At 58.9% G+C, this 18,356-nt stretch carries 18 protein-coding genes and 5 tRNA genes; 7 read left to right on the top strand and 16 right to left on the bottom strand.

Going from position 1 to position 18,356, the window contains the following annotated elements; translation table 11 throughout:
- Nucleotides 1-122 precede the first annotated feature (122 nt).
- Both AB5758_RS04610 and AB5758_RS04605 read right to left on the bottom strand, forming a co-directional pair.
- Complete coding sequence (locus tag AB5758_RS04610) at nt 123-896, bottom strand: hypothetical protein (protein WP_196032633.1); 774 nt, start codon at nt 894-896, stop codon at nt 123-125.
- Between the two features lie 312 nt (nt 897-1,208).
- Nucleotides 1,209-2,519: an O-acetylhomoserine aminocarboxypropyltransferase/cysteine synthase family protein gene (locus AB5758_RS04605; RefSeq protein WP_368141897.1), complete on the bottom strand. Its 1,311-nt coding sequence runs from the start codon at nt 2,517-2,519 to the stop codon at nt 1,209-1,211.
- Between the two features lie 273 nt (nt 2,520-2,792).
- On the opposite strand from AB5758_RS04605, the gene AB5758_RS04600 reads away from it, so the two are divergent.
- From AB5758_RS04600 to AB5758_RS04580, 5 genes are all read left to right on the top strand, one after another.
- Nucleotides 2,793-3,731, top strand: a complete 939-nt coding sequence (locus tag AB5758_RS04600; RefSeq protein ID WP_161115756.1) for a LysR family transcriptional regulator — start codon at nt 2,793-2,795, stop codon at nt 3,729-3,731.
- Nucleotides 3,732-3,743: 12 nt separating this feature from the next.
- Nucleotides 3,744-4,280, top strand: a complete 537-nt coding sequence (gene rnhA, locus AB5758_RS04595; RefSeq protein WP_161115755.1) for a ribonuclease HI — start codon at nt 3,744-3,746, stop codon at nt 4,278-4,280.
- A gap of 75 nt (nt 4,281-4,355) precedes the next feature.
- Nucleotides 4,356-5,462 carry a Gfo/Idh/MocA family protein gene (locus AB5758_RS04590; RefSeq protein WP_196032630.1) on the top strand — a complete coding sequence of 369 codons (1,107 nt, stop codon included), beginning with the start codon at nt 4,356-4,358 and terminating at the stop codon, nt 5,460-5,462.
- Between the two features lie 2 nt (nt 5,463-5,464).
- Nucleotides 5,465-5,875: an acylphosphatase gene (locus AB5758_RS04585; protein ID WP_368141903.1), complete on the top strand. Its 411-nt coding sequence runs from the start codon at nt 5,465-5,467 to the stop codon at nt 5,873-5,875.
- Nucleotides 5,876-5,936: 61 nt separating this feature from the next.
- Nucleotides 5,937-6,317 carry a Fur family transcriptional regulator gene (locus AB5758_RS04580; RefSeq protein ID WP_172677978.1) on the top strand — a complete coding sequence of 127 codons (381 nt, stop codon included), beginning with the start codon at nt 5,937-5,939 and terminating at the stop codon, nt 6,315-6,317.
- 77 nt (nt 6,318-6,394) lie between these two features.
- Here the strand turns inward: AB5758_RS04580 and AB5758_RS04575 are convergent, their stop codons facing one another.
- From AB5758_RS04575 to AB5758_RS04565, 3 genes are all read right to left on the bottom strand, one after another.
- Nucleotides 6,395-7,192 carry an HAD-IIB family hydrolase gene (locus AB5758_RS04575; protein WP_271759088.1) on the bottom strand — a complete coding sequence of 266 codons (798 nt, stop codon included), beginning with the start codon at nt 7,190-7,192 and terminating at the stop codon, nt 6,395-6,397.
- An 83-nt stretch (nt 7,193-7,275) separates the two neighbouring features.
- Complete coding sequence (locus tag AB5758_RS04570; RefSeq protein WP_368141744.1) at nt 7,276-7,854, bottom strand: urease accessory protein UreE; 579 nt, start codon at nt 7,852-7,854, stop codon at nt 7,276-7,278.
- Between the two features lie 3 nt (nt 7,855-7,857).
- Nucleotides 7,858-8,286 carry an FKBP-type peptidyl-prolyl cis-trans isomerase gene (locus tag AB5758_RS04565; RefSeq protein WP_055286916.1) on the bottom strand — a complete coding sequence of 143 codons (429 nt, stop codon included), beginning with the start codon at nt 8,284-8,286 and terminating at the stop codon, nt 7,858-7,860.
- A gap of 120 nt (nt 8,287-8,406) precedes the next feature.
- Here AB5758_RS04565 and AB5758_RS04560 point away from each other — a divergent pair, with 120 nt between their 5' ends.
- Nucleotides 8,407-9,420, top strand: a complete 1,014-nt coding sequence (locus AB5758_RS04560) for a dipeptidase (protein ID WP_117640822.1) — start codon at nt 8,407-8,409, stop codon at nt 9,418-9,420.
- Between the two features lie 74 nt (nt 9,421-9,494).
- Complete coding sequence (locus AB5758_RS04555; protein ID WP_368141743.1) at nt 9,495-10,271, top strand: M48 family metallopeptidase; 777 nt, start codon at nt 9,495-9,497, stop codon at nt 10,269-10,271.
- 6 nt (nt 10,272-10,277) lie between these two features.
- On the opposite strand, the gene folB is transcribed toward AB5758_RS04555, so the two are convergent.
- The 11 genes from folB to AB5758_RS04500 all read right to left on the bottom strand — a co-directional run bounded on the left by folB (nt 10,278) and on the right by AB5758_RS04500 (nt 18,355).
- The gene (gene folB, locus AB5758_RS04550; RefSeq protein WP_368141741.1) at nt 10,278-10,763 is read right to left on the bottom strand and encodes a dihydroneopterin aldolase; all 486 of its coding nucleotides are present in this window, start codon (nt 10,761-10,763) and stop codon (nt 10,278-10,280) included.
- 43 nt (nt 10,764-10,806) lie between these two features.
- Nucleotides 10,807-11,388, bottom strand: a complete 582-nt coding sequence (locus tag AB5758_RS04545; protein ID WP_171021502.1) for an HD domain-containing protein — start codon at nt 11,386-11,388, stop codon at nt 10,807-10,809.
- A gap of 1 nt (nt 11,389) precedes the next feature.
- On the bottom strand, nt 11,390-11,947 hold the full coding sequence (folE, locus tag AB5758_RS04540) for a GTP cyclohydrolase I FolE (protein WP_022094399.1): 558 nt from the start codon (nt 11,945-11,947) through the stop codon (nt 11,390-11,392).
- Between the two features lie 66 nt (nt 11,948-12,013).
- Nucleotides 12,014-12,595: an anaerobic ribonucleoside-triphosphate reductase activating protein gene (gene nrdG / locus AB5758_RS04535; protein ID WP_195192532.1), complete on the bottom strand. Its 582-nt coding sequence runs from the start codon at nt 12,593-12,595 to the stop codon at nt 12,014-12,016.
- A 426-nt stretch (nt 12,596-13,021) separates the two neighbouring features.
- A complete protein-coding gene (gene nrdD, locus AB5758_RS04530) occupies nt 13,022-15,244 on the bottom strand; it encodes an anaerobic ribonucleoside-triphosphate reductase (protein WP_368141739.1) in 2,223 nt (740 codons plus the stop codon).
- A gap of 611 nt (nt 15,245-15,855) precedes the next feature.
- Nucleotides 15,856-15,930, bottom strand: a tRNA-Val gene (locus AB5758_RS04525).
- 3 nt (nt 15,931-15,933) lie between these two features.
- Nucleotides 15,934-16,009 (bottom strand) — tRNA-Gly (locus AB5758_RS04520).
- A 132-nt stretch (nt 16,010-16,141) separates the two neighbouring features.
- Nucleotides 16,142-17,875, bottom strand: coding sequence for a glycoside hydrolase family 13 protein (locus AB5758_RS04515; protein ID WP_368152465.1), 1,734 nt, complete (start codon nt 17,873-17,875; stop codon nt 16,142-16,144).
- A gap of 178 nt (nt 17,876-18,053) precedes the next feature.
- Nucleotides 18,054-18,129 (bottom strand) — tRNA-Gly (locus tag AB5758_RS04510).
- A gap of 42 nt (nt 18,130-18,171) precedes the next feature.
- Nucleotides 18,172-18,245 (bottom strand) — tRNA-Cys (locus AB5758_RS04505).
- Between the two features lie 34 nt (nt 18,246-18,279).
- Nucleotides 18,280-18,355 (bottom strand) — tRNA-Gly (locus AB5758_RS04500).
- Between the last annotated feature and the right edge of the window lies 1 nt (nt 18,356).

Genomic DNA, 18,356 nt, shown 5'->3' with positions numbered 1-18,356 from the left:
CCCAGCGTACCGCCACGGTAAGGGCTCTGTTAACTCAAACGCATACATAGAACGGACGTCCTTACGTTGCCCTAAAGCTCGGTAAAGACGCCCGTCCGCCAAATATCCGTGATGCAGAAAAATTACCAACCGGTGTAGTAGTCGGTGGTTCCGGCAGCGCAGCCGGAGTCATAGACCTTGCAATCACCCTTGGAGCCCGTAAAGGTCGAGCCCTGGGCCATATCGCCCGCGGCAACAACGTAATAGCCGTCGGAATCGCGCCAGAAGCCCTCAGAATCCTGAGTCCATTCGCCCGTGCGATAGTGATAAAGCACATTGCTGCTGTAATAGGTCTCGCGGCGCCCGTTGTAGTTATTGACACCCGCAGAGCGCGTCAGGCCCGATCCGTTCGCGTAGGACGCGGCAGACGCGTAAGGCGGAGTGTAACCGGCGTTGTAGTACGAAGCCTGGGCGGCCTCGGCAGCCTCCGCCTCGGCGGCAGCCTCGAGCGCTTCGCACTTGGCATCCTCAAGCGCAGCGCGCAGCTCATCGAGCTCGGTCGACTTGGCGTCGACCTCCCCCATCGTCAACAGGCTACCCGCACCGTCGATGCAACCCTGCAGCACAGCGCGCTCGTCATCGGTGGCATAGTCGCCATACATATTCATGATGATCTGAGCGCGCATCTCCAGGGAATCGCGCTTGGCCTCCATCGAGGCGTTCCACTCCTGCATGGAACCATAACCATCGCCACGATAGTCAACGGGCTGCACCAGCGTCGTCTCGGACGGAGTAGATCCAACCGTATCGGACAGTGTTGCGGCGTGGGCATCAGTTGCACCGGCGCCCGCCAAAAGTGCCACGGTCAGAGCGGCGGAAAGGGCGGCGGTTTTCGGTTTTCGTGAATCAATCCTCATGTAGCTGGAAACCTCCGTAGTGCGTTTTTGCTGCGTTTGAGCTGCGTGTGATTCGATCGCGCTGCATAGTACCCCGAGCAAATCGCGACCTGCGGTTTTACTTAAAAGGCGCACGTCAATTGCGTAAAACTCACATCCTCTCAACAGGAGTTTTCCACAACTCGAATGCATAAAGCGTGTCAAAAACCCTGTTTTTGCACCCTCTCTATGCAAATAAGGCGCCTGTGCAACCATTGTTCGCACAGGCGCCTTGAGCAGGCATTTTATGCAGTTATACCTATCGAGTCGCAAGGGGTCCTTGCACAAGTCGCCTTACTCGTCCAGCGCGGCGAAGGCCTGCTTCAGATCGCAAATGATATCCTCGGCGTTCTCGGTACCGATGGAAAGACGGATCGTGGAGGGCGTGATGTTCTGCTCGGCGAGCTCCTCGGCAGAGAGCTGGGAGTGCGTGGTGGTAGCCGGGTGCACGACGAGCGACTTGACGTCGGCCACGTTGGCGAGCAGCGAGAACACCTGCAGATGATCGATGAACTTCCAAGCTGCCTCCTGGCCACCCTTAATCTCAAAGGTAAAGATCGAGGCACCGCCGTTGGGGAAGTACTTCTGATAGAGCTCGTGATCGGGGTGCTCAGACAGGCTCGGGTGGTTCACCTTGACGACATGGCAATCACCAGTCAGGAACTCAACGACCTTCTTGGTGTTCTCGACATGACGGTCAACGCGCAGCGACAGAGTCTCGGTGCCCTGGAGCAGGATCCAAGCGTTGAACGGGCTGATGCAGGCGCCCTCGTCACGCAGCAGGATGGCGCGGACATAGGTTGCGAAGGCGGCGGGACCGGCAGCCTCGGCAAACGAGACGCCATGGTAGGAGGGGTTGGGCTCGGCGATCTGCGCATACTTGCCGCTCGCCTTCCAATCGAAGTTACCGCCGTCGACGATCACACCGCCCAGCGAGGTGCCGTGACCACCGATAAACTTGGTCGCGGAGTGAACGACAATGTTGGCACCATGCTCCAGCGGACGGAACAGATACGGGGTGCCGAAGGTGTTGTCGACGACAACCGGCAGACCGTGCTTCTTGGCGATTTCGGAGATGGCGTCGATGTTGGGGATGTCGGAGTTGGGGTTGCCGAGCGTCTCGAGATAGATGACCGTGGTGTTGTCCTTGATGGCGCCCTCAACCTCTTCCAGGTTATGGGCATCGACAAACGTGGTCTCGACGCCAAACTGGGAGAGCGTATGCTCCAGCAGGTTGTAGGAGCCACCGTAGATGGTCTTCTGAGCCACCACGTGGTCACCGGCCTGGGCAAGAGCCTGCAGGGTATAGGTGATGGCAGCGGCGCCAGAGGCGACGGCGAGGCCAGCAACGCCGCCCTCGAGTGCGGCGATACGGTCCTCGAAGACGCCCTGGGTAGAGTTGGTCAGACGGCCGTAAATGTTACCGGCGTCGGCAAGACCAAAGCGGTCGGCGGCGTGCTGGGAGTTGCGGAACACATAGCTCGTGGTCTGGTAGATAGGCACGGCGCGGGAATCGGATGCGGGATCGGCGCTCTCCTGGCCAACGTGCAGCTGCAGGGTGTCGAAACCAAAGGTGTGCTCGGGGTTGTTGATGAACTGGCTCATGATGATCTCCTTGATCGAACAAAAGTAATAAGAGTAAGAGAAGTGAGTCGCTGTCTCCTGATCACGCCGACGGGCGCAAACAGGAGCCCGGCATTCGTCTTGGTAAGCAATTCATATGCGGGCCTCCTTTCGCATCCCGGTTCCGTAGTTGGCTTAATTACCTACCGTCTTTGTGTGTTTTGAATAGTACGAGCATTGTTTTCCTCGGTCAATCACTTTAAAGCGCTAGCTTGTTATCGGTTTTATAGATAACACTCGAAAGGACGGGCGCCGATGACCCTCCAACAGCTTCGCTTTTTGATCGCCGTGGCAGAGTCCGGTTCGATCAACGCCGCAGCCCAGCGCCTCTATACGGCACAGTCCAATATCTCCAATGCCGTCAAAAGCCTGGAGCAGGAACTTCATATCGAAATCTTTACGCGCTCCAGCCGCGGTGTTGCACTCACCAACGACGGCACCGAGCTTTTGGGTTATGCACGCCAGGTCGTAGAGCAGGCCGACATGCTCGAGGCCCGCTACGAGGACGGCGGTACCCCGCAAGCCCGCCTCGCCATTTCCGCCCAACACTACGCCTTTTCGGTCGAGGCCTTTGTCAACGTAGTCGAGCGCTGCCGCGACAGCAAGTTCGAGTTCATCATGCGCGAGACCACCACAGCGCAGATTATCGACGACGTGCGCGCGTTTCGCAGCGATATCGGCATCCTCTATCTGGATGACTTTAATACCCGTGTCTTGCAGAAGGCCTTTACCGATGCCCGAGCGAGCTTTCATCCCCTCTTTGATGCAAAAGTCCACGTGTTCGTCAGCGAACGCCACCCGCTCGCACGCCGTTCGCAGCTGTCCCTTGCCGACCTCACGCCCTATACGCGCTACAGCTTTGAGCAAGGCACCTCGAACTCCTTCTATTACGCCGAGGAACCGTTTAGCTATATTCCCTGCAACCGCAATATCCGCGTATCCGACCGCGGGACGCTCACCAACCTGCTTATCACCTCGAACGGCTATGCGCTGTCGACCGGCGTACTCTCCAGCGAAATGCAGTGGGGCATGGCCTCGATCCCCCTGGCAGACGCCCCGACGATGCATGTGGGCTACATCATGCATGACGACCGCAAGCCCTCTCCCCTCTTGCAGCAATACCTCGACGAGCTCAACCGCATCATCCATGCCAACCAACTGTCGGAAGACGGGGTAGAAATCGTAGATTGCTAGCCCCCGGCGGGCATGGCGCTACAATGGTCACTCACGCGAAACGTACCCAACGAAAGGAACCATGTGAAGGTCATCATCTATACCGACGGCTCGGCCCGATCAAATCCGGGACGCGGCGGCTACGGCGCCGTGCTCAAATACACCAACCCCGCCGGCAAGACCTTCACCTCTGAGCTTTCGCGCGGCTACGCCAAGACCACCAACAACCGCATGGAGCTCATGGCCGTTATCGTGGCACTCGAGGCGCTCAACCGCCCCTGCGACGTCGAAGTCCATTCCGATTCGCAGTACGTCGTTAACGCCTTCAACAAGCACTGGATTGACGGATGGAAAAAACGCGGCTGGAAGACCGCCAACAAGCAGCCCGTCAAGAACCGCGATCTGTGGGAGCGCCTACTCACCGCAAAGAGCAAGCACAAGGTTGAGTTCATCTGGGTTAAGGGTCACGCCGGCCATGAGCTCAACGAGCGCTGCGACGAGCTCGCCACCACGGCGGCCGACGGCAGCAACCTCGATATCGACACCGGCTTTAACGAGAGCGACCTGTAACGGCGTTTTCGTACGCTATTTCCTGCCCCTTCGCGCTACACTCATCCTGTAAACCGAACGGCACGAGGGGGATACATGCTGCGTATAGCGACCATCGGCACATCCATGATTACCGACGACTTTATCCAGGTCGTCAACGCCAACGACCAAGCCGCGTTTGTGGGCACGCTCTCGCGCGATGCCAATCGCGGTGCTGCCTTTACCGCCGAGCGCGGTGGCGAGCGAAACTTTACTTCACTCGATGAGCTCGCGGCAGCCGCCGACGTCGACGCCGTCTATATCGGCAGCCCCAACGCACTTCACTACGAGCAGGCCCTTGCCTGCATCGCCGGTGGCAAGCACGTCATCGTCGAGAAGCCCTTCTGCGCCACCGAGGCGCAAGCGCTGGAAGTCTTCCGCGCTGCCGAGGCAGCAGGTGTCGTGGCCCTCGAGGCCATGCGTCCCCTCCACGATCCCGCCTTCCACGCCATCGAGGACGCCCTGGGTGAGATCGCCCCCATCCGCCGCGCCTCATTGCGCTTTGGAAAATATTCCTCGCGCTACAACGAGATTCTCGCGGGACGCGCCACCAATATCTTCGACTGCAATATGGCCTCGGGTTCCCTCATGGATATTGGCGTCTACACCGTCGAGCCCATGGTCGAGATTTTCGGCATGCCCTCCGGCCTTACGAGCATGACCACCCTGCTCGATCCCACCACGCGACAGCTCACGCACGGCCCCATCGACGGCTGCGGTTCCATCCTCGCCAGCTACGGCGGTGGCCGTATCTCCGTCGAGCTCGCGCACTCCAAAATTACGAATGACCTGCTGCCCTCGCAGATCGAAGGCGAGCGTGGCACTATCCAGATCGACCATCTGTCCACGCCCCGCAACGTCCGCATCGACTATCGCGGCGACGTCGTACGCGGCTCGGCGACCGAGGCGCCGCGCGAACAGGGCGACAACGGCCGCGTGCTCGACCTGCCCAAATCGAGCAACACTATGGAATACGAACTCACAGACTTCATCACCGCCATCGGCGGCATCGATAACGTCAAGGAAGAGATTTGGGAGACCCCGGCGGGACGCCACGAGCTTGGCCACTACCGCGATGTCACGCTCGTCTCACTACGCATCATGGATGCCGTGCGCCAGCAAGCCGGCATTACCTTCCCGGCCGACGCAGGCAAGCAGGCATAGCGATGGGCCTCTTCGATACGTTCTTCTCCAGCGTCACCGGCGGCAGTCGAGAGCCTCAAAAACCATCAAACGTCGAGCTCGAGCTGCGCCGCAGGCTTACTGTGCTCGCAAGCGACGAGGCCACTCAAGACACTCCCCTGCGCTATTTCCTGCGCTGGGAGGGGCAAGTCCAAGGCGTTGGTTTTCGCTTTACCAACACCAACCTCGCGCAGGCACGCGCACTCACCGGCTGGGTGCGTAACATGGAAGACGGCTCAGTCGAGATGGAGATACAGGGAGCTCCGGCAAATATCCTATCTCATCTCGAGGCGCTTCATGCCTCCTACGAGCGCATGGGAACGCGTTTTCGCCTCGTAGACGCCCAGGCCCGAGCCCCACTTGCCAATGAAGACGGTTTCAGTCCTCATTATTAGTATTGTGTGCTAAATACGGTATCATTTACCTACGACCGTTAATAGAAAAGAGGCGAGGCGCATGGCGGTGCAAAGAAGGAATACCAGGCAGCGAAAGCTGGTTCTTGACGCCGTGCGCCAAAGCTATAACCATCCCACCGCCGACGAAATCTACAACGTCGTGCGCGCGCAGGATGACAAAATCAGCCGCGGTACGGTCTACCGCAATCTCAATCTCTTGGCCGACGCAGGCGAAATCCTCTCCATCAAGACGCCGGGCGGTAGCCGCTTCGATCGCACGATCGAGCCGCATGCGCATATCATCTGCACCTCGTGCAGCCGCGTCATCGACGTACCGCTCCCCTTCGATGCCCAGCTCGACGCCAAGGCGTCCGAGCAAATCGGCTGGCACGTCACGTCGCACTACACCATCTTCGAGGGTCTCTGCCCCGACTGCCGGTAGATGTTCGGGACATGCCTTAAAATCCACCTTTCCGCGCTTTGCAGCAAACAGTACATTTCTAGGCATGTCCCGAAAACCTACTCGGCGAGCAGGCGGCGCAGTTCTTCTTCGACCGTGTGCACGTAACGGACGCGATCGTTGATACCGCGCATGGTGGGGTTGCAGCTCTCCATCAGATAGGGATGGCCCACGACGTTGAGCATGTCGCGATCGTTCTCATTGTCGCCAAATGCCATCATCTCATCGGGCGAAATCCCCAGGACACGACCGTAATCGACAAGCGCGGAGCCCTTGCCCGAACCGAAACCGATAAGGTCCGTCCATGCGGTTCCTGACGTCATCACATCGACACGGTCGCCAAAGAGGCGCTCGAAATACTCCCGGGCCGCCGGATAATCCACCTCGGGCGTCTGGAAGCCAATCTTAATGACATCCTCGTCGATGTCCTCGGGACGGTCGACCACCGCCACATCGCAGTGGACCACATAGCGCAAATGGTCGACGAACGCATCGTTGCCGCTCATGGTGTAGATGTGCCCCTCACACGAAAGGGTCATGTCGGTATGGGGATACGCAACCACGGTATTCGCGATAACCATAGCAAGGCTACGCTCCATGGAACGCTTGACGACGGCACGCCCCTCGCTCATCACCAGGGTTCCGTTTTCGCATACATAGGCGAGCTCATCGGCCACCGGGGCAAACAGGTAGCGCAAGCTCGCATATTGACGGCCACTCGCCGGCATAAACACGATACCACGACGATGCAGCTCATCGATAAGCTCAAAGGCCTCGGAACGCAGCTCGCGCTCCCCCGGATGCAGCAACGTGCCGTCCAAATCGCATGCAATCAGTTTGATTCCCTCAAGACCCATATGCTTCACCCAAAGCCTAATATCAACAGCAAGACGGACCTTGATCGGTCGCCCCTCAAAGCCCGTCTTGCGCATACGCGCGCTTAGCCGCGCGCCTTTTTTACGATGGTAAAGTCGGGAGCCATGCTCACGACGACCTCCGCCGCACTCGACGCAAAGCGCCGGTCCGCATCGAGTTCACGGGTAACCAGCGAGAGCCGAACACCCTCGACACCCCGGAGCATGCGGCCCAAAACAGGCTGCACCGGCGTATACATGCGCACAGTATGCTCGTCCGAGTCGCCCCGGAAGAGCGGCGCATGCATGTTGCCGATCTCCCAGCACGAATGCGCGAGCGCAATCGGGTCCATGCGGTCAACTTCGACCAAATAAACCTCGGCGCTGCGCAGGCGTACGACAACCGCCACGGGCACCATGCCCGAACGGTCGATGACAAGCGCATCGCCATCGGCAAGGCGATCGCCATCGGCAGCGCCCAGCCGAATATCGACCGTACGCCCCAGCTCCGTCACGCCCACAAATGTGCGGGCATCGGCCTGGTCCCAATCGAGTAGTAGCTCATCGACCTCAAAGACACCGCCCAGCTCCCGGCGAAGCAAAAGCTCATAGGACGGATCGTTGAGATTTCCCAAGCATGTCGTCGAAACCAAGCGTTCAGGCATACTCTAACCCTCGACCTCAACGAGCTCGATATCAAAGTTGAGGTCCTTGCCGGCCAGCTCGTGGTTGGCGTCGAGCGTCACAGCCTCGGGCGTTACGTCGATGACCACGGCGGGAACGGGCATACCGCTCGGCGTGGACAGGAAAAGCTTCATGCCCTTCTCGATCTGCTCGATGTTGGGAACCTGTTCGGCCGGGAAGGTAATAACCATCTCGGGATTGTGCTCGCCGTAGGCATCGGCAGCAGGAATGTGCACGGTCTTCTTCTCGCCCACCTGCATGTCGACAACAGCGGCGTCGAAGCCCTTGATCATCTGACCGGCGCCGCAGGTGAACTCCAGCGGCTCGCCGCGATCGTAGGAGCTATCGAACTGCGTGCCGTCATCGAGCGTGCCGCGATAATGGGTCTTGACCTTCTTGCCCTGGTTGGACATGGTAACCTCCGTGATAAGGGCGGCGCACAACGCGGGCCGCCGTGAACATATGGCGCTAACTATACCCTAGTCATACAATTCAATGACAGTTTGCAAAGAAACGCTGCAACCGGAGGAACCATGGCATATCCCGTATTTGACCTACACTGCGACACCGCCGACCGAATCGGCTGGGCCACGCTCGATCTCGACCTGCGCTTTACCGCCGGCACCGACGGTTATTTCCCCGGCGACGAAACGCATCCGCAGGATTTCGACCTTATCGAGGGCAACGCCTGTGCCATCTCGCTCGCAAAGATCGGCAACACGCCGTGGGCACAGTGCTTCGCCACGTTTGTCCCCGACGAGATTCCCACCGCCCACGCCGCGCGCTTCCAGGCGCAAATCATGGCGCATATGAGCGGCCAGGCAATGCTCAACCACGACCGCATGGTCAACGTACGCAGCGCGGCAGACATTCGCCCCGCGCTCAAAGACGGCAAGGTCGCCTGCATCCACACCATCGAAAACGCCACGTTCTTTGCCGAGGACCCCGCGCTGATCGAGGTGCTCAAGAGCTTGGGCGTACTCATGTCATCGCTCAGCTGGAATGCGCAAGGACCGCTCGCGAGCGGACACGATACCCACGCCGGCCTCACCGCCGCCGGCATCGAGGCACTTACGCAGATGGAGCACGCCGGCATGGTGCTTGACGTCTCCCACCTCAACGATGAGTGCTTTGACGAGGTTGTCGCCCACGCCACACGTCCCTTCGTCGCCAGCCACTCCAACTCCCGTGCGGTTTGCGGCGTCAAACGCAACCTTACCGACGACCAGTTCCGCACCATTCGCGACATGGGCGGTATCGTCGGCCTCAACTACTGCAGCGAGTTCCTTTCCAACGACGCAACCGACAAGACCGCCGCAGACGTCACCTTCGACCAGCTGGCGGCACATATCGAGCACTGGCTCGACCTGGGCGGCGAGGACGTCATCGCGCTCGGCGGCGACTGGGACGGTGCCACGGTGCCCGCCTTCCTCTCCGATGCCAGCAAGATGCCCGAGTTCCAGAACATGCTCTCCAAGCACTTTGGCAAGACCGTGATGCAGAAGCTCTGCAGCGACAACGCGCTTGCCTTCTTTGAGCGTTATTAATTTCACATCCCTTGAGCGGGCCGGCATGCCGAACGGTCGACATGCCGGCCCGTCCCCAATCTGAAGGACCGCTTTTGACGCAGCAGTTTACGATTTCCGCATCCCGACCGGATGGGACGCCCATCCCCGTCATCGTTACCAAAAAGCGCGTCAAGAACTTCAACCTACGCGTCACATCGAGCGGTGAGGTCCACGCCAGTGCACCGCTCGGTGCCAGCCGCGAGCGTATCGAAGCGTTTGTGAAGCGCAACAGCGCCTGGATTATCAGCCGACTTGCCCAGCGCGAGCAACGTCAGGCGACGGCGCGAGAGCCGCTCAGTCCCTCGTCCATCATTGCGCTTTGGGGCAAACCCATCACCGTTCAGGATGCACTCGACCACAACTTTGAGCCACCCGCACCGCGACCCAAACAGGCCACCTTCGCAAGTTTTATGGGTACCGATAAATCGGATGAAAGCCCACAGACCAAGCGGCACGCAATCCTCGACGGCCTAACGTCCGATGAGCTCCAAGCCCACATCGACCAGCTCTATACGTCCGAAGTCACATCGGCGCTGCGCGATATGGTGCACGCATACGAAATCGCAATGGGTGTCGCCGTTTCTCGCGTTTCCGTACGCAGCATAAAAACGCGTTGGGGCTCATGCACTCCCAAATCCGGCGCCATTCGCATCGCACGCGAACTTGCCGCCTATCCCATCGAATGCCTCGACATGGTTGTCGCCCACGAGCTCGTCCACTTGCTCGAGCCAAGCCACAACCAGCGGTTCCACGTCCTGCTCGACACATACTGCCCCAACAATAGAGCACTGTCCCAGCGGCTCAAGCAGCCACCCATAGAGACATATTAGTACCGGTTAGCGCACGCGCTCGATCTCGACACCGCAGCTTGCCAGGGGAAGACCGACGGACGCCCAAGGCTTATCGAGCTTGATGCGCACACCAAGCAGCGAGGGATAACGGCGCAGCAGCATCTGGGCCGTACCCTCAGCTGCCGCCTCGATGAGCCTAAACGTATGCTCGCGCAGATAGCCATCGACATCGTGGCACACCGAGCCGTAGTCAATCGAGGCGTCCAGGTTATCGTGCTCCCCCGCAGCGCGCAGGTCGGCATAGAGCACCAAGGACACGATGAACTTCTGGCCCAGCGCGTTCTCCTCGGGATACACACCATGGTTGGCAAAAACCTCAAGCCCGTCAATGACAATACGGTCGGCATGGCGCAGATCGTCATAGCTCACGTGGGGCACCGCCGTTGCGGTGGATATTTCGCCCCTGCCACGGCGGGCGAGCTCGGCGCCTTCAGTCTTGGTTGCATTCTCGGGCAGCTTTTTGTTACTCATCGCGATCGTCTCCTTCGTTTAGAACCCCGACCGCGCAAACTAACTACACGCGAATCGACAGGTTCTTTTTATCATCGCTCCAGTTGCAAGCATTGCGCGCGGGGCATGCGAAGCAGGCGCGCGAGGCCTTGTCGGCCGCATAGAGCAGACGCTCAAGCGGTTGGCTGTTCACGCGCAGCTTTCGATGGCCCAGAATGGCCGTCTTAATGGCTGCGGCATCGGCCGGCTCAAACGCCACGTCATCGGGCATGCCGCCGAGAATTGCATCAGCGACGCGCTCGCTTGCAACATCATGGGATATACCCGATTCATACTGTTCATCTTTGCCGATATCGTGAAGAAGTGCCGTGGCGTAGATGACCTCGCGGTCAAATTCGAGCTGCTCCTCGAGATTCTTGATCCACATAATGCGAGCGACATCGAGCAGATGGTCAATACCGTGGCGGCAGAAGATGCGCCCCGATTCCAACTGCGCAATGTTGCCCAGGTGCCGCCGAAACAGCCCGTTGGCACAAATGTAATCAATGCGAGGCATGGCACCAAAGGGGGCCAGGCCCGAAGCCATGAAGCCGCGACGCGACGTCCCCTCATCGGTCTTCGATGTAAAGTCGTTGACGACCCTCATGCTATCGGCCCAGCATCCTAAAGAACCGCTCCTCGAGCGCGGGATCGGTCTCAAAGACGCCGCGGCGAGCGAGCGTCACGGTCTTGGTGCCGGGCTTTTGCACGCCGCGCATGGTCATGCACATATGCTCAGCCTCCATGAGCACAATCGCTCCCTGGGGAGCGAGATAATCCATGAGAGCGTCGGCAACCTGCGCACACAGCTGCTCCTGCAGCTGCAGACGACGGGCATAGACTTCAACCGTGCGAGCGAGCTTAGACAGACCCGCCACGCGACCGTTAGGGATATAGCCGATCGCAGCCTTGCCATAAAACGGCAGCAGATGATGCTCGCACAGCGAGTAAAACGTGATGTCGCGCTCGATAACCAAGTCGTTCGAGGCGACGGCAAAGGTTTTGGACAGGTGCTCTTCGGCACTCTGGTCCATACCGCCGGCGATCTCACCATACATACGGGCAACGCGCGCCGGGGTCTCCAGCAGGCCCTCACGAGTTGGGTCCTCGCCTATGCCCTCAAGCAACAGCTTAATGGCGGCCTCGACTTTTTCCTGATCGACCATCTGGGCCTCACTTTTCCGATTTTGCGTTCGCGCTATGGTACCACGCTCTTCGGCATCGACCACAAGCTACATAGTATGGGTCGAATAGACCGGATCATCACGCCAAAGTTCAACCGCATCACAAAGCACAACGCCCTCGCGCTCAGCACGGTCGCGCGTAGCGTTCATATCGATTACACGCTGGTTACTCGAGCCCCTAAAGCGCAATGAGATATCGTACAGATCCTGAACAAACGGGCCATCCACCAACATATCGAGGCAGGCAAGGATACGGTCCGTGACCTCGGTATGGTGACGACCACCCGGCATAAGCTCCTCGAGCACGTCGCCGGTAAAACACCAAATGGTCTTTCCTGACCCCGCAGGATAAGCGGCACGAACGCGCTCGACAAACTCAACGAGTCCCGCCTGATTCTCGGGCTCCATAGGTTCGCCGCCCAGAATCGTCAGGCCGTCAATAAAGGGATGATCGAGGCTCTCGATAATCTTGTCCTCGACGGCACGATCGAACGGCTCGCCCGCAGCAAAGTCCCACGCGACAGAGTTAAAGCAGTTCTTGCACCCACGACGGCACCCGCTCACAAACAGAGAAGTACGAACGCCTTCCCCATCAGCAATGTCGAAATACTTAATGTTCGCGTAGTTCATAGGTAAGTCTCCCGGGAGGTCGGGACATATCATCCCGTCCTCAAACATTCTCGGCCTTCGGCCTGCGAAACTGCGGGCGGGACGATATGTCCCGACCTCATGCAAAAGGCAACTCAATGAACGAAACGAACATCGAGTATAGGGTTCGAGGTCCAATAAAAACTGGGTTGCAGCTCAACCGTCATCGCAAGCAAAGCGTTGCTGCAAGTCAACTCATTTCCACTAAGAACTTCGAGGAGCGAGCAGACCGCATGCTGCATCTCAGCTACGTCAACTTGGCCGCCCCGTAGCGAGGCCCCGGACCTTTGCTCGATATAAGTTCCGCACGAACAGGAGGCGCCAGTGGCGCCTCCGTCGTGAGCCAGGACTGTCCGAAATAGCGAGTAAAGGTCCGGGGCCTCGCTACGGGGCGGCCTGGGATGGTTATTAGAGATGCAGCACGCGGTCGCGGATCTCCTCGGTTCGACCCTGGTTCCAGAACTGGGTACCGATGTAGCCGCACGTACGACGGGCGACGTTCATCTTCTCCTGATCGCGGTTGCCGCAGTTGGGGCACTCCCACACCAGCTTGCCGTCATCCTCGACAATCTTGATCTCGCCGTCGTAACCGCACACCTGGCAATAATCGCTCTTGGTGTTGAGCTCGGCGTACATGATGTTGTCGTAGATGTACTGCATCACGCGAATGACAGCCTTGAGGTTGTCCTGCATGTTGGGAACTTCGACGTAGGAGATGGCGCCGCCCGGCGAAAGCTGCTGGAACATACCCTCGAACTTGAGCTTGTCGAATGCGTCGATCTCCTCGGACACGTGGACGTGGTAGCTGTTGGTGATGTAGCCCTTGTCCGTCACGCCCGGGATGATGCCAAAACGACGCTGCAGGCACTTGGCGAACTTGTAGGTCGTCGACTCAAGCGGGGTACCGTACAGCGAGAAGTCAATATCGCTTTCGGCCTTCCACTCCGCGCACTTGTCGTTCATGCGCTGCATGACGGCCATGGCAAAGGGCGTGCCCTCCTTCTCGGTGTGGCTGTGGCCCGTCATGTACTTGACGCACTCATACAGGCCGGCATAACCCAGACTAATGGTGGAGTAACCGCCCACGAGCAGCTTGTCGATCGTCTCGCCCTTCTTCAGGCGGGCGAGGGCACCGTACTGCCAAAGAATCGGTGCGGCATCCGAAAGCGTACCCATCAGACGCTCATGACGGCACAGTAGGGCGCGGTGGCATAGCTCAAGGCGCTCGTCGAAGATCTTCCAGAACTTGTCCATGTCCTGGTGCGAGCTCAGCGCGACATCAGGCAGGTTAATGGTCACAACGCCCTGGTTAAAGCGGCCATAGTACTTAGGCTTGGTCGGGTCATAGTTCAGCGCGTTGGCGACATTGTTAAAGCCGTTGCCCGAACGGTCGGGCGTCAGGAAACTACGGCAACCCATGCAGGTGTAGCAATCGCCATTGCCGGCGGTCTCGCCCTTCGACAGCTTCAGCTCGCGCATCTTCTTCTCGGAGATGTAGTCGGGCACCATGCGCTTGGCGGTGCACTTCGCAGCCAGCTGAGTCAGGTAGAAGTACGGGGAATCCTCGTAAACGTTATCGTCCTCGAGCACATAGATAAGCTTGGGGAACGCCGGGGTGATCCACACGCCGGCCTCGTTCTTAACGCCCTCATAGCGCTGACGGAGCGTCTCCTCCACGATCATGGCAAGGTCATGCTTCTCCTGGGGCGTACGGGCCTCATTGAGATACATAAAGACCGTCACGAACGGCGCCTGGCCGTTGGTGGTCATAAGGGTCACGACCTGATACTGAATCGTCTGAACGCCGCGACGGATCTCGTCACGCAGACGGTCCTCAACAACCTCGCGGACCTTTTCGGGAGATGCGGAAACGCCGAGCTCCTCAAGCTCGCGAGCGACCTCGCCGCGAATCTTTTGACGGCTCACCTCGACGAACGGGGCAAGATGGGTCAGCGAAATCGACTGGCCTCCGTACTGGGAGGAAGCAACCTGGGCGATGATCTGCGTCGCGATGTTGCAGGCGGTCGAGAAGCTGTGCGGCTTCTCGATCAGCGTACCCGAGATAACAGTGCCGTTCTGGAGCATGTCCTCCAGGTTCACCAGGTCGCAGTTATGCATGTGCTGGGCAAAGTAGTCCGAATCATGGAAGTGAATCAGACCCTCATTGTGAGCATCCACAATCTCCTGGGGCAGCAGCACACGCTGGGTCAGGTCCTTGGAGATCTCGCCGGCCATGTAGTCACGCTGAACGGAATTGACGGTCGGGTTCTTGTTGGAGTTCTCCTGCTTGACCTCTTCGTTGTTGCACTCAATCAGCGACAGAATCTTGTCGTCGGTCGTGTTCTTCTGGCGCTTCAGGCTCTGAACATAGCGATAGATGATGTAATGGCGAGCGACCTCGTAGCAGTCGAGACGCATAATCTCGTCCTCGACCAGATCCTGAATCTCCTCGACCGACACGGTGTGGCCCGCGTTCTCGCATGCCTCGGCGACGTTTTGTGCCGCGTAAACCACCTGGCGGTCGGTAAGACGAGAGCTCTCCTCGACCTCCAAGTTTGCGGCGCGGATGGCATTGACAATCTTATCGATGTCAAAGACAACCTCGGTGCCGCTGCGCTTGATGATCTTCATCCTCTTGCCTCTTTCGCGTCGAAATCGTATTGCGCTTCAGAGCCAAACGATGCCCGGCAGGGCTTGCCCCTGTCTTGCGGCGCCGTCGCGCAATCTGTGTTTTCGAAAACCATAGGCCCTCATGCGGACAATCCTCGCAGCCAATCAAGGGGCTCGAAGATCCATCCAAATGGGGCGAATAAGGTCCTCGTTCTCTGTCCGCCATCTATCATACGACAAAGAGGCATCTATATCCTGTATTCTTTTTTTAGGTCAAACACAACATATAGTGTTTCAGCAGGTCAAAGCAATTAGTCATTTTGCAGACGCATTAATTATGAGGGGTTCTTGGCAAGTCGGTAAAACGTTACCAACACGGCTACCTGCATGGCAGTTATAAAACCCCCTTAGTCAAGCCGCTGACAAATCCTACCAAAACCAAGCCGCTCACGCCAAAAGAATCCAAAAGATTATGCTTGACCAACATGTTGCGGTCACGGTCGGCCAGGACGTATGCAACCTGCCGGCACCTCTACGGGGACCTTGGATCAATATTTGCTGGCATATTTGACGGCGTGCTTGGTAGCAAAACAAAACAGCTCAGAGGACATAGCCTCTGAGCTGCGAACATTTGGTGGGCGTTAGAAGATTTGAACTTCTGACCTCTTCCGTGTCAGGGAAGCGCTCTCCCCCTGAGCTAAACGCCCAAATGGAGCGGACAACGGGGCTCGAACCCGCGACCCCAACCTTGGCAAGGTTGTGCTCTACCAACTGAGCCATGTCCGCTTACGAGGATTAATCTTACGTGATGCCCGCATCCTATGCAAGAACTTTTTTTGAAAAGTTTTGCGACGCTCTCGCGAGGGCATCAGTCGTCACGAAAGGCGCGAACAAACGCAGGCTCGCAGCGAGATGCCCCTACATATCACCGAGCATGATCCAGGCAGAGCTGTCCTGCGCGAGCCTGCCGTCTGAAAGCGGTGATGAGGTGAGCAGGACCCTGCCCGCCGGCAGCTCCACGGGTGCTGCACCGAAGTTCGTCACACACGTCCAGCCGTTATCGCGGCGATAGGCGATGACGCCGCCCTCAGCGCCCTCGGCACCATCCGCAAGACCGGTGCGCCCGTCAAGATCGAGCCACGCAAGATCGTTGGCGCACCCGCGCAGCTTGCGCCGCAGCCAGAGGGCGTCACGATAGAGCGCAAGCATCGATGTCGGGTCCGCTTCTTCCTTATCGGCAGCATAATCGGAAAACCATGCAGGCTGCGGCAGATGGGGCGCCGCATCGGCGTCTGCCGGCGAAAACCCAAACGATCCGCCATGCGCGGGATCGTCCGCCGCCACCCACGGCAGGGGCACACGACAGCCGTCGCGCCCCTTCTCACGCTTCGGTCCGTGCGTATTGGTCGCAGTAGGGTCTTCGAGTGCAGCCCACGGGATATCAGCCACCTCAAAAAGGCCGAGCTCCTCACCCTGATACACGTATGCCGAGCCCGGAAGCGCCAGTTCAAGCAAAAGGGCCGCCCGCGCGCGGCGCTCGCCGAGTTCACGGTCCTCGTCATAAGACGACCCGTCGCGTAAGAGCCAGTCGAGCGCAATCTGGTGGTAGCGCGTCGCCTTGATTTGCGGCAGGGCATAGCGTGTCGCCACGCGCGGCACGTCGTGGTTGGAGAGTACCCAGGTCGAGGCGGAATCGGATTCGACGGCTGCCTTCAAGCCCTTCTCGATTGCAGTGTGCATGTCATCATAGGTCCAAGTGGCCTTGGCAAACTCAAAGTTGAATGTCTGGCCAAGCTCGCTGGGACGCGCGTAGAGATACTGGCGCTCGGGCAACACCCACGCCTCGGCAACGGCGCTGCGCGGCGGATTATAGCGGTCGAACACGCGGCGCCACTCGCGATAGATCTCGTGGACCTCATTGCGGTCCCACAGCGGATGGGTGCCGTCGTCAACCATGTCATCGCCCTCGGCGAGATGCCACCGGTCGAGGTCATCGCGGTCGAGATCCTTGGCGAGACCCTGCGCCACATCAATGCGAAAGCCGTCGACGCCTCGATCGCTCCAAAACGCCAGGACGTCGCAAAAGAGCGCGTGAACCTCAGGGCATGACCAGTCAAAGTCCGGCTGCTCGGGCGTAAACATGTGCAGATACCACTGACCGTCCGCAACACGCGTCCATGCGGGGCCGCCAAAGTTGGCATTCCAATTGGTGGGAGGCAGCTCGCCATGCTCGCCGCAACCATCGCGGAAGATATAACGGGCGCGCTCGGGAGATCCGGGGCCGTCGGCAAGAGCGGCTTTGAACCAGGGGTGCTGGTTGGATGAATGGTTGGGCACGATGTCGACGATGACCTTGATGCCGCGCGCGTGAGCCGCAGCGATCATGTCATCGAAGTCGTCAAGCGAGCCGAGACGTGGGTCGACATCGCAGTAGTCCGCCACATCATAGCCGCCATCGACAAGAGGCGATGGGTAAAACGGGCTCAGCCAGATGGCCTCGATACCCAGCCGCTCAAGATAGTCCATCTGCTGGGTAATGCCCGCGATATCGCCCAGACCCGAACCAGTCGAATCCTTAAACGAGCGCGGGTAGATCTGATAGATCGCAGCGTCGGACATCCATGAGCGCGAAGAAGACTTTTCTGTAGCCATGGGGCGTATCTCCCTTGCAACGAGGTTATGCGAGATGCCCACGATGATACGCCCAAAGCGGACATTCGCGGCAAACAACGCCACAGCCACGCCCCAAAACGCTCGCTCCCTCTCGGGTTCGAGCCCATGCAATGGATACAAAAAAGCCCGGCTACCGTAGTAGCCGGGCTGTTGCGTTTGGAGCGGACAACGGGGCTCGAACCCGCGACCCCAACCTTGGCAAGGTTGTGCTCTACCAACTGAGCCATGTCCGCATATGTAAAACAAAACGGGCGCCGGAGCGCCCGGATGTTGCCTGGAGGCGAAGCCCGGATTCGAACCGGGGGTAAAGGCTTTGCAGGCCTCTGCCTTACCACTTGGCCACTTCGCCGAAAAAGGACCGCCTAAACGGTCCGGAAATGCAATGGAGCGGACAACGGGGCTCGAACCCGCGACCCCAACCTTGGCAAGGTTGTGCTCTACCAACTGAGCCATGTCCGCT

Origin of the sequence: Collinsella aerofaciens (genome assembly GCF_040926405.1) — a bacterium.
In the GTDB taxonomy this organism is placed as follows: domain Bacteria; phylum Actinomycetota; class Coriobacteriia; order Coriobacteriales; family Coriobacteriaceae; genus Collinsella.
The sequence above is the reverse complement of the archived record's forward strand: the minus strand, read 5'-3'. Positions and strand labels throughout refer to the sequence as shown.

Coding starts and splice junctions, on each gene's coding strand:
- AB5758_RS04610 (WP_196032633.1), bottom strand. CDS start 896: ATGAGGATTGATTCACGAAAACCGAAAACCGCCGCCCTTTCCGCCGCT.
- AB5758_RS04605 (WP_368141897.1), bottom strand. CDS start 2,519: ATGAGCCAGTTCATCAACAACCCCGAGCACACCTTTGGTTTCGACACC.
- AB5758_RS04600 (WP_161115756.1), top strand. CDS start 2,793: ATGACCCTCCAACAGCTTCGCTTTTTGATCGCCGTGGCAGAGTCCGGT.
- rnhA (WP_161115755.1), top strand. CDS start 3,744: ATGGCGCTACAATGGTCACTCACGCGAAACGTACCCAACGAAAGGAAC.
- AB5758_RS04590 (WP_196032630.1), top strand. CDS start 4,356: ATGCTGCGTATAGCGACCATCGGCACATCCATGATTACCGACGACTTT.
- AB5758_RS04585 (WP_368141903.1), top strand. CDS start 5,465: ATGGGCCTCTTCGATACGTTCTTCTCCAGCGTCACCGGCGGCAGTCGA.
- AB5758_RS04580 (WP_172677978.1), top strand. CDS start 5,937: ATGGCGGTGCAAAGAAGGAATACCAGGCAGCGAAAGCTGGTTCTTGAC.
- AB5758_RS04575 (WP_271759088.1), bottom strand. CDS start 7,192: ATGGGTCTTGAGGGAATCAAACTGATTGCATGCGATTTGGACGGCACG.
- AB5758_RS04570 (WP_368141744.1), bottom strand. CDS start 7,854: ATGCCTGAACGCTTGGTTTCGACGACATGCTTGGGAAATCTCAACGAT.
- AB5758_RS04565 (WP_055286916.1), bottom strand. CDS start 8,286: ATGTCCAACCAGGGCAAGAAGGTCAAGACCCATTATCGCGGCACGCTC.
- AB5758_RS04560 (WP_117640822.1), top strand. CDS start 8,407: ATGGCATATCCCGTATTTGACCTACACTGCGACACCGCCGACCGAATC.
- folB (WP_368141741.1), bottom strand. CDS start 10,763: ATGAGTAACAAAAAGCTGCCCGAGAATGCAACCAAGACTGAAGGCGCC.
- AB5758_RS04545 (WP_171021502.1), bottom strand. CDS start 11,388: ATGAGGGTCGTCAACGACTTTACATCGAAGACCGATGAGGGGACGTCG.
- folE (WP_022094399.1), bottom strand. CDS start 11,947: ATGGTCGATCAGGAAAAAGTCGAGGCCGCCATTAAGCTGTTGCTTGAG.
- nrdG (WP_195192532.1), bottom strand. CDS start 12,595: ATGAACTACGCGAACATTAAGTATTTCGACATTGCTGATGGGGAAGGC.
- nrdD (WP_368141739.1), bottom strand. CDS start 15,244: ATGAAGATCATCAAGCGCAGCGGCACCGAGGTTGTCTTTGACATCGAT.
- AB5758_RS04515 (WP_368152465.1), bottom strand. CDS start 17,875: ATGGCTACAGAAAAGTCTTCTTCGCGCTCATGGATGTCCGACGCTGCG.